The sequence below is a fragment of the Candidatus Afararchaeum irisae genome (assembly GCA_034190545.1).
GTDB lineage: Archaea > Halobacteriota > Halobacteria > Halobacteriales > Afararchaeaceae > Afararchaeum > Afararchaeum irisae.
Genome location: JAXIOF010000041.1, coordinates 1 through 8,935, shown reverse-complemented (window position 1 = coordinate 8,935; position 8,935 = coordinate 1). Strand labels below are relative to the sequence as shown.

Annotated in this window: 12 protein-coding genes; 6 read left to right on the top strand and 6 right to left on the bottom strand. The window is 55.1% G+C overall.

The window, feature by feature from the left end; genetic code table 11:
* On the top strand, positions 1-740 hold a 740-nt coding region (locus tag SV253_05855), incomplete at its 5' end, for an ABC transporter permease (GenBank protein ID MDY6775588.1).
* 55 nt (positions 741-795) lie between these two features.
* Positions 796-1,269 carry a pyruvoyl-dependent arginine decarboxylase gene (locus SV253_05850; GenBank protein MDY6775587.1) on the top strand — a complete coding sequence of 158 codons (474 nt, stop codon included), beginning with the start codon at positions 796-798 and terminating at the stop codon, positions 1,267-1,269.
* Between the two features lie 21 nt (positions 1,270-1,290).
* On the opposite strand, the gene SV253_05845 is transcribed toward SV253_05850, so the two are convergent.
* The 5 genes from SV253_05845 to SV253_05825 form a co-directional block, all read right to left on the bottom strand.
* Positions 1,291-2,373: an archaeosine biosynthesis radical SAM protein RaSEA gene (locus SV253_05845; GenBank protein ID MDY6775586.1), complete on the bottom strand. Its 1,083-nt coding sequence runs from the start codon at positions 2,371-2,373 to the stop codon at positions 1,291-1,293.
* Positions 2,374-2,458: 85 nt separating this feature from the next.
* Entirely contained in the window at positions 2,459-3,421 is a 963-nt protein-coding gene (locus tag SV253_05840) for a permease (protein MDY6775585.1), read from the bottom strand.
* A complete protein-coding gene (locus SV253_05835; GenBank protein ID MDY6775584.1) occupies positions 3,418-3,804 on the bottom strand; it encodes a metalloregulator ArsR/SmtB family transcription factor in 387 nt (128 codons plus the stop codon). The genes SV253_05840 and SV253_05835 overlap by 4 nt, the downstream gene beginning before the upstream one ends.
* Before the next feature lie 160 nt (positions 3,805-3,964).
* The gene (locus tag SV253_05830; GenBank protein MDY6775583.1) at positions 3,965-4,723 is read right to left on the bottom strand and encodes a sulfite exporter TauE/SafE family protein; all 759 of its coding nucleotides are present in this window, start codon (positions 4,721-4,723) and stop codon (positions 3,965-3,967) included.
* A 95-nt stretch (positions 4,724-4,818) separates the two neighbouring features.
* The gene (locus SV253_05825; GenBank protein MDY6775582.1) at positions 4,819-5,619 is read right to left on the bottom strand and encodes an MBL fold metallo-hydrolase; all 801 of its coding nucleotides are present in this window, start codon (positions 5,617-5,619) and stop codon (positions 4,819-4,821) included.
* A 117-nt stretch (positions 5,620-5,736) separates the two neighbouring features.
* On the opposite strand from SV253_05825, the gene SV253_05820 reads away from it, so the two are divergent.
* Entirely contained in the window at positions 5,737-6,273 is a 537-nt protein-coding gene (locus SV253_05820) for a DUF6141 family protein (protein ID MDY6775581.1), read from the top strand.
* Positions 6,274-6,294: 21 nt separating this feature from the next.
* Here SV253_05820 and SV253_05815 read toward each other — a convergent pair whose 3' ends face one another.
* Entirely contained in the window at positions 6,295-6,675 is a 381-nt protein-coding gene (locus tag SV253_05815; protein MDY6775580.1) for a hypothetical protein, read from the bottom strand.
* A 102-nt stretch (positions 6,676-6,777) separates the two neighbouring features.
* Between SV253_05815 and carA the strand changes: the two genes are divergently transcribed.
* The 3 genes from carA to SV253_05800 all read left to right on the top strand — a co-directional run.
* On the top strand, positions 6,778-7,866 hold the full coding sequence (carA, locus tag SV253_05810; GenBank protein MDY6775579.1) for a glutamine-hydrolyzing carbamoyl-phosphate synthase small subunit: 1,089 nt from the start codon (positions 6,778-6,780) through the stop codon (positions 7,864-7,866).
* 97 nt (positions 7,867-7,963) lie between these two features.
* Positions 7,964-8,527, top strand: a complete 564-nt coding sequence (locus SV253_05805) for a hypothetical protein (GenBank protein MDY6775578.1) — start codon at positions 7,964-7,966, stop codon at positions 8,525-8,527.
* A gap of 13 nt (positions 8,528-8,540) precedes the next feature.
* Positions 8,541-8,935, top strand: a 395-nt coding sequence (locus SV253_05800) for an Lrp/AsnC family transcriptional regulator (GenBank protein MDY6775577.1), incomplete at its 3' end; no start/stop codon positions are given.

Sequence of the window (8,935 nt, the reverse complement as noted above, 5' to 3'; positions counted from 1 at the left end):
GAGACATTCGTTTGCGGTTGCGGTTGTCAGTACCGAACTTTTGTGAGGTACTGAGTATAACTATAGGTTCGTCAAGTTACAGAGTTAGATCCATACTCAAGGAGTCATCGGGATTCTCACCTGTCTCTCCTGACACCGCAGTAGTTGTCTCAGAGTCCTCCTTCGAGGCAGAGATAGGTACAGAGACACCAGGATACTCCACAGTAGTGGTCGAAACTCCCTCTGGTAGCCAGTCAAAGCAGGTAGCTGACTCCATTAGACACGATCTAAACTCACGTACCAAGACTGTCGAAGTCACAGCCCTGTCTTCCATAACAGACAGTATATCTGAGTTCTTCAGCATTCTTAACAAGTTCTTGATAGGAATTGGAGGTATATCGATGGTGGTTGCGGGTGTGAGCATACTTAACGTAATGATGATGAGTACAGTTGAGAGAAAAGGCGAGATAGGAGTCCTAAGAGCCGTTGGAGGCGAGAAAAGGGAAGTACTGAAGATGCTTCTAATCGAGTCGTCCCTTCTCGGAGTAGGAGGTGGCATCCTAGGTGTGATCCTGAGTATAATTCTTGGACTTGGTATATACCAGATAACACTCAACAGTCCTTTAGGAGTCTTTGGGATAACCAATCTTCTCTATATGTCTCTTGCCTTCGTCTTCGGGGTAGTCACAAGCCTCATAAGTGCTGCGTATCCCGCGTGGAAGGCAGCTAACGAAGACCCCGTAGATGCACTCCATGGGTGACTGCGGTTTCTCCAAACGAACATCCTTTTAGCGACTTAGACAGTAGTACTCCTCAATGTATCTACCGTCTAAGGTCTTTTTCACGACGGGTGTGGGTCGACACTCGACCGAGATAGGAAGCTTTGAGATGGCTCTGCGTGACGCGAGCATAGAGCCGTACAACATAGCCACAGTATCGAGCATACTCCCGCCCGACGCCGAGATAACCGACGCCGAGGAGGCTGTCGACGAGATTCCCGACGGCAGTGTAGTCCACGCAGTACTCAGCAGATGCTCTACCGACGACGAGGACGAACAGATAGCTGCGTCTGTCGGAGCGGCGCGGGGAAATGAGGGACACGGCTACCTCATAGAGCTGTCGAACACGGGTGAAAAGGCTGAGAACAACGGTGAGAAGGCGAAGGATCTCGCTGTCGAGCTTCTGAGTCACAAGACTATGGCGAGAGAGGCGTTCGAGTACACGGCGTCGGCGACGGGGACTCCCGACGGACATACTACGACGGTAGCCGCCGCGGTTCTGATAGAGTAGTGACGAGTAAGAAGACGAGTCTCAGTCAGTCAGCGGCATGTTCCACGGCTTCTCCCTCTCCATCACTTCTCTCCACTGTTCCTTACAGCCGCAGTAGATCTCGTCGAATACCGACTCGTCCCCTCTGAGCGAGTAGTCCTTGATCGCCGAGGCGACCTTATCGTCACAGTCTCCGCAGTTGTGGGCACCCCTGTCGCCGCCCGATCCCACGGGGTCACTCACTACTATCGCGGGGACATCGCTCGTCCTTTCTAAGGCTTCGACTACGCTCCAGAGCCACGGTGGGCGGTAGCCGTCCCTGTAATGGAGCTTGTCGACGAGTGTGTACCTCTGTACGTTAGACGGGTTCATCGAGACAGTATGGGAGTACTCCGCCGCCTTACGTATCGAGTAGACCATGTCGTCGACCGCCTCCTTCTCGGTCACGAACGGGGGCTTCATCAGTAGGTAGGTCTTGACGCCAGCACCGGCTTCTTGTGCCGCCTCGGACGCACGTACGAACTCGTCGAAGTCGAAGTACTTGTTGACACACTCTCTGCGTATCTGGTCGTCGGCGGTTTCGAGTCCTATCGCCACGTCGAGATCACGCACCCTCTCGGCGGCGTCCTCTATGACATCGGTCTCGACGAAGTCGGGGAGACTCTCGACGACGACACGTCTGTCTGAGAACTCGTCTAGTATTGCGTTACGTGCCTCAAGCGGTACCTCACGCTCGTCGAAGAAGGTTCCGCTTGTGTACATCTTGACGTTGTCACATCTCACCCGCTCGTTCTCCTCGTGTTCGAGTGCCTTCTCAAGCTGGTTGAGGAGAGAGTCGGCAGTTACGGCACCCTGGTTTGACTCTCCGACGTAGCCACACATCGTACATCCGCCCGCACGTGCCCACCGGCAGCCGTCTGTGTTGAAGACTATAGTGAGTGACTTACCGACGCCGTCGGGTGTTCTGTCCTCGTCTATCCAGACACGTATTGGCTCGTCGGGGTTGGCGTCCCTCTCCTTCTCGCTTCTTATCGAACGCATCGACTCGTTGAGAGCCTCGACGACGCCATCCTTGTCTCCGCCGTCGACGTGGCTGTGTGTACCTGTGTCTATGTTGCCCGACATCTGTGTTCTTACGTCTTCTACTCCCCAGAACCGTTTATGGCTGTCGTTGTGGCGTCTTTCTGTCGACAGACGGGAAGAAAAGACGTCAGGCGAAGAGGAAGTTGAGACCGAATCCGACCGTGACACCGATGGTCACGACCGTCGTCGCGTAGACTGCGAGTAGCTTCTTCTCGAATATCTTGTTGAGGAGTATGAGGTTGGGTATACTGACACCCGCTCCACCTATCACGAACGCGATCACTGTTCCTATCGGAATACCCTGCTGTGTCAGCGAGTGGGCTATCGGGAGCATTCCGCTGATGCTGACATAGAGCGGCGCGCCCGCGAGTGCGGCAACCGGTACAGCGAGGGGGTTTCCGGGTCCGGCTATGTCCTGGAGAACCGACTTCGGAACCGCACCGTGTATCAGAGCTCCGAGTACCATACCTAAGACGAGGTACGGGAAGGTGTCTTTGAAGAACGACCCCGCGCCTCTCGCCGCAGTCTCGAACTTCTCCCTGTGTGTCTTCTGAGTCGCCGACGAGCACGCACACGAAGCCGAAGCAGTACCACCGTCGGTCGATATCTCACGTCCTCCCGCGGTTATCTTGACGTCCTTGACCATGTGTCCGAGTCCGAGGCTGTCGATGACTATTCCACCGACTATCGCGGCGACTATAGCCGAGACGAGGTAGATTGCGGTTATCTTGGGTCCGAAGAGACCGAGAAGGAGAAACGCCGCTATCTCGTTGACTATCGGTGACGCGAGTAAGAACGAGAACGAGAGACCGAGGGGTGCTCCGGCTCCTAGGAGACCCGCGAGGACGGGAACTGTCGAACAAGAACAGAAAGGGGTGATAGCCCCGAGACCCGCCGCGGCGACGTTTCCCGATCCTCTGTTGCGCTCTCGGAGTATGCTCTCGACCCTCTCAGGTGGCAGGTACTCCTGTACGAGTCCGACGAGGAACGACGCGCCTATGAACAGGGGTATGAGTACCGCCGCGAGATGGAGGAAGTAGTCCCACGACTCTGCTAAAGCCGTCTCGTATCCCGACGGTATCGGTATCACTCTTTCACCTCTGACTCCGAGAGGGCGTCGGCGATATCGAGAAGCTGAAGCGCTGCAGTGTCACCTATCCTGTAGTAGGTCCATTTGCCCTGTCTCCGCGTCTTTACGAGTCCTGCCTCCTTTAGCTCTCTCAGATGGCTCGCTACGGTCGACTGGGGAGCGTCGAGAACGACCTGTAGCTCACACGCACAGAGCTCGCCGTCTCTGAGGGCTTCGAGGACACGTAGCCTCTTTCCGTTCGCCAGAGCCTTGAATACGTCCTTCTGCCTCTCGACCTTCTCGTCGTCAGGTGTGAGATCGGCGAGAGTCTTGAGACGGTTCTCGGGCTCGTCGTAGAGCCTGTCGAGGGTCTGACGTGTCGACTCGGGGACTGAGTCCGACATTCTACACTACTCCTCCGACCCCTTTTCTTCTATCTCGACTCCACAGCAGCAGTCGTCCGAGTCGTCGGTGCCGGTTAGTGTACCGATAATCTTCGATATGACTGAGGACATTACGTATTGACAAAAGTCGGTATGTACTAAAAGCTTTTCGGGATTTAGGTCATGACACGAACGACTGGTATATCAGAATTCCCGCGACGCCCAGAAGAACGACTCCGAAGATCTGTCTGACACGTTCGGACTCGAACTCTTTCGCCATAAGACGTGATCCAATCTGGCTTCCCGCAAGAACCGCGACTGCTGAGAGTGCCCAGACCAGAAATACGGGATCTGTCCCTATCACCAGATGTGAAGCCACACTCGACAAGCCGACTGCAGTCACGACCACGGAAGTCGTCGCAGCCGCTGTCTTAACGCTGACACCCATCGTATACAGGAGAGGCATCACGAACGAGCCTCCTCCACGTCCTATGAGACCCGCGAGGAATCCGAGTACAGAGCCTCCGGTCAGACCAATCCCTACGCGCTGTCTTCTACCGAATCCTTCGCCATCCTTGGGCTGCCAGCCACTCATCATCAGGACTGCTGATCCCACTGTAAAAACCGCAAACGCCGTGATTACGGCATCCTTCGGCAGTCCGATAGTAGCAAATGCTCCGAGAGGAGCAAATACCACCATCGTAGCACCGAAGAGTAGAGCTATATTCCAGTCGACAAGCTTTGCCCTTGAGTAGGTATAAGCAGCCGAGCTACTCGTCACGACGTTCAGGAGCATACCGAGAGGGACAGCCTGTGTCGTGAAGTCGAGTCCAAGCCAGTAGGCTATGGGTGTGTACAGTACGGCTCTTCCCGTCCCAAGCATCGAGAAGACGAGTGAGATCACGAAGAACGCTACGGGTGCAAGGTATATCGGTTCCATAGTTCTTGTAGTATATATTGGAGATAGTCGGTCTGTAGTAAAAATCTTTCTACCGGCTGAAGTTCCTCCTCAAAACGAAAAAGACCGGTATATCTTCAGACTTCTAAGACTGATCCGACGCCCACCGACTCGAAGGCTTCGGGGAACCTCTCTGCGAATATGCGTTCGGCGTCTGCACCCGTGCAGTGTGTGCCTCCGAAGAGATCGAGTCTTCCTTCGAGCCAGTCGGCTATCTCGTGTACTCTCTCGTCCTCGAATGCCACGAGATGTGTACCTCCTACTATGTAACGCACCTCGTCATCGAGAACTGACTCGGCGTACTCTACTGTGTTCCTGAGACCCGAGTGCCCACAGCCAAGTACGACGGCTATACCGTCTTCGGCTTCGACTGCGAGAGCCTGGTCGTCGAGTATGTCGTCGTCGTGGATTCCCGACTCGTCTTCTACCATTCCCATTGTGGCGTCGGGGTACTTGCGCGGAATCTCACCTAAAGCGTGAACTCCTGGCGAGACCTCGACGGGCTCTGTGTGTTCGACTATCTCAGCGACGTCTTCTATCTTCTCTCTCTTGTACGTGAAGCCTATGTAACGTCTCTCTCCGTCGTGGTCGACGTAACGCGGCTTCCAGACTGACGGATGGCAGTAGACAGTCGGGTTTTCGAGACTTCCGAGAGCCTTGTCGAGACCTCCGGTGTGGTCGTAGTGGGAGTGACTCAGGACTACGGTCTCGAAGTCAAACTCTACGCCCATCCTGTCGGCGTTTTCGGGGACTACTCCTGTCTGCCCCGTGTCGAAGAGGACGTCGCCGACCGCCGCCGAGAACCCCCACTCGCCTCTGAGTCCCTTTGGCGCGAGCTCAGAGACGGTGTTGTCGGCTAAGACTGATATCTCTACCATGTCTATCTCTCTGTGTGTGACGACAAAACAGTTACGTCTACATATCCTTTCTGTATAGCTATATGTGGTTTACACACCTCCAGTATATATATCTCGTTTGAGACATACTGTTACGACATGGACACCGACTCGGACAGCCCCGAGGCGATTACCGAAGTAGACGTCGAAGAAGCAGAGACGATCTACTTCCGCGAGGTTCAACATATCAGCCGTCTCTGGCTCGTCGTAGTTCTCGCAGGAGTCTTAGTAGCAGCCCTTTCATCCGTCCTAGACTCTGTATCCGACTTCGAAGCGGCTGTCTTTATCACAGTCTCGGTACTCACAGGAGTATTCCTCTACTCGATCCGTCTGACGACCGAGGTGCGTGACGACGGCGTCTATGTGCGTCTCTTCCCACTACACCGTTCATTCCGTAGATTCGGATTCGACGATATTGACGGCTTCGACTCAGACGAGTACTCCCTGTTAGAGTACGGAGGCTGGGGTCTGCGTTGGAGCGTCTTCGGGAGGGGCAGGGCGTACACGACAAAGGGAAGACAGGGTGTACGTATAGACCTCGAAGACAGAGGCGGGGTCTTCATAGGATCACAGAGTCCAGACGACTTGGTCAGTGCCGTCGAAACTGCCCAGTCCGGAGGCGATCAGACTACATAAACTTCATACCGCTATATTAATCTAACTCAGGTATCTGTGAGTTACGTAACCCACGAGTACTCCTCCGATCAGACCTATGGGTGCTCCGATGAAAACCATCGCGGATACCATCGGCATACCTGAGACAACTACCGCGGCACCGCCGACAGCCACGAAGCCCAGAACTCCCGCTACGAAGCTTTCGGTGTTTACGAGCGTGTCTCTAGACCCGGTCTCCCTGTACTTCAGAAGACCGTAGGCGACAACCCCCGAGAATACACCCGCGATTATTCCCAGCGGTAGACCCACGATAGCCGAGAGCCAAATACGTTGTGAGAGTAACTCTGTGACCCCAGCGCCTACGACAATGAAGACGCCAATTCCGACTATGACTGAAACCCCCGCTCGGACTGTTTTCTTCATGGTCTGGGGTATTTGTGTCACAGATCGATAAGGGTTTTCCAGACTCGGCTGCCGAGACCAAGAAGCAGAACCCTTTTTGGTTAATGACCCGAACTTGAACCGATGACTGACACCGACATGAAAGCCTATCTCGCTCTTGAGGACGGAACAGTCGTAGAGGGCGAAGGGCACGGAGTTCCGGGCGAGGTACAGGGAGAGCTCGTCTTCACGACTCAGTACACGGGGTACGAGGAGTCTCTCACCGACCCGTCGTACACCTTCCAGATGCTGATGTTCACGTACCCCCTCATAGGAAACTACGGTGTCGACCCCGAGAGCTTCCAGTCCGACGGAATACAGGCTGAGGCGTGTATAGCACGTGAGTTCTCTACGTCTCCGCGAGACGTACTCGACTGGTTCGAAGACGAGGAGATACCCGCGATGAGCGGCGTCGACACACGTGAACTCACGATAAAGACACGTGAGCACGGAACGATGAACGCCGGACTCGTAGTCGGTGAGGACGCCACAGAGGAGAAGGCACTCGAACTCGCCGACGCATGTCCTGACATCTCCGAACTCGACCTCGGAGCCCAGGTTACTGTAGACGAGCCCGTGACCTACGAGGGATTCGGAGGCAGGGAAGAGAACCCGACCGTCGCACTCCTCGACTGCGGCGCGAAGAGTAACATAATAACCAGCCTTCGGAGGAGAAACATCGACGTCGTGGCTATGCCCTACGACGCCTCACCGTCGGATATCAGAGACGTCGATCCCGACTCGCTCTTCATCTCAAACGGTCCCGGAGACCCCGCCAACTACTCCGAGGCTGTCGAAGCCATAGACGAGTTCGTCGGCGAGATCCCCGTCTCAGGAGTCTGTCTCGGACACCAGCTTATCAGCCGTGCCTTCGGTGCCGAGACCTACAAGCTCAAGTTCGGGCACAGGGGTGCGAACCAGCCCGTCAAGGACTTAGAGGACAACGTCGTACATATCACAGCACAGAACCACGGCTTCGCTGTCGACGAGGACACCTTAGAAGACCTCGAAGTCACCGAGGTCAACGCCAACGACGGCACGAGTGAGGCGATAGAGAACGACGACCTCAGGATCACCGCGAGACAGTACCATCCCGAGGCACACTCGGGTCCACGTGACACCGAGGAGGACTTCTTCGAACAGGTGTTCGAGAACACCGTCGAAGGGGTATAAGGGGTATAGGACAGCCTCGCCTTCTCGGGATACCCCGTCAAAGGGAAGTTTTAACTACTCTTCGTTTATAACTGATTAATGCTTTACATAACTATCCATGACAAAAGTAACTCAGGGTTTTGAGTTTGAGGGGTACAACAACCCGTCCGAGGGGTACGAGGAGATGAGGTCTGATCTCGAAAGCCTCGCGGGTCTCGAAGACGTCGAGGTTGAGATAGTCCGTCCACTCAACCGTGCGTGGACTCGGGGCAAGTACACTGTAAGCGGCTACGACCAGGAGTCGCACGAACGTCTCTTCGAGGTACTCATGGAGGAGGGGGTCTCCGAGAAGGGCGGTGAGGTCTTTATATATAACGGCGCTTCGTCAGACATCGTAGACAAGATAAAGGAGATAGTAGAAGGTCACTCCGACTCGGTGAGGAAGATGGCTCTCGTCTCGTCGGAGGAGGACTTCAGGGAGTCGGTAGAGAACGTCCTCGACAGGCTCGACGACCTCGAACCTGAGCTTGAGGAGATAACGAGTCTCAACAGTCAGATAGAGGAGACACTCTTCGAGACCGAGGAGATCACGGAGGAGAAGATGAGGGAGATAAGAAGGAAGCTACGCCGTATACAAGACAGTCTCGACGAGATAAGCGACTTCGAGCCGATTCTGGAGTAGACTTTCTGTTTTCATGGACGAAGCTTCGAGAAAGATTCTTTCGAAGCTCCGTGAGGGACGTAACGTCGTCTCAAACCTGTCCCGTGACCTCGGTCTGTCTGAGGAAGAGGTCAGAGACGCTCTCGACCGGCTGGAGGAGTCCGGCGACGTCACGAGTTTCGGTGGTGGGCTGTACGGACTGTCGGAGAAAGCCTCTGAGTCTGGGACTAACTCGACCTCGACATCCGACGTCTCCGAGAAAGATCATGAGGTCAGACAGGCTTACGCTGTCCTGGTCGGGGACGGAAACGTCGAGGATCTCAGCCCCGGTGGCGTAGCCGTCGAGAACTGGGCGAACAAGATAGGCGTCTCGCGTAAACTACCCCACCCTACTTCGCTCGGGCAAACCCTCGCTCGTGGAGGGATGGG

Coding starts and splice junctions, on each gene's coding strand:
- SV253_05850 (MDY6775587.1), top strand. CDS start 796: ATGTATCTACCGTCTAAGGTCTTTTTCACGACGGGTGTGGGTCGACAC.
- SV253_05845 (MDY6775586.1), bottom strand. CDS start 2,373: ATGTCGGGCAACATAGACACAGGTACACACAGCCACGTCGACGGCGGA.
- SV253_05835 (MDY6775584.1), bottom strand. CDS start 3,804: ATGTCGGACTCAGTCCCCGAGTCGACACGTCAGACCCTCGACAGGCTC.
- SV253_05830 (MDY6775583.1), bottom strand. CDS start 4,723: ATGGAACCGATATACCTTGCACCCGTAGCGTTCTTCGTGATCTCACTC.
- SV253_05825 (MDY6775582.1), bottom strand. CDS start 5,619: ATGGTAGAGATATCAGTCTTAGCCGACAACACCGTCTCTGAGCTCGCG.
- SV253_05820 (MDY6775581.1), top strand. CDS start 5,737: ATGGACACCGACTCGGACAGCCCCGAGGCGATTACCGAAGTAGACGTC.
- SV253_05815 (MDY6775580.1), bottom strand. CDS start 6,675: ATGAAGAAAACAGTCCGAGCGGGGGTTTCAGTCATAGTCGGAATTGGC.
- carA (MDY6775579.1), top strand. CDS start 6,778: ATGACTGACACCGACATGAAAGCCTATCTCGCTCTTGAGGACGGAACA.
- SV253_05805 (MDY6775578.1), top strand. CDS start 7,964: ATGACAAAAGTAACTCAGGGTTTTGAGTTTGAGGGGTACAACAACCCG.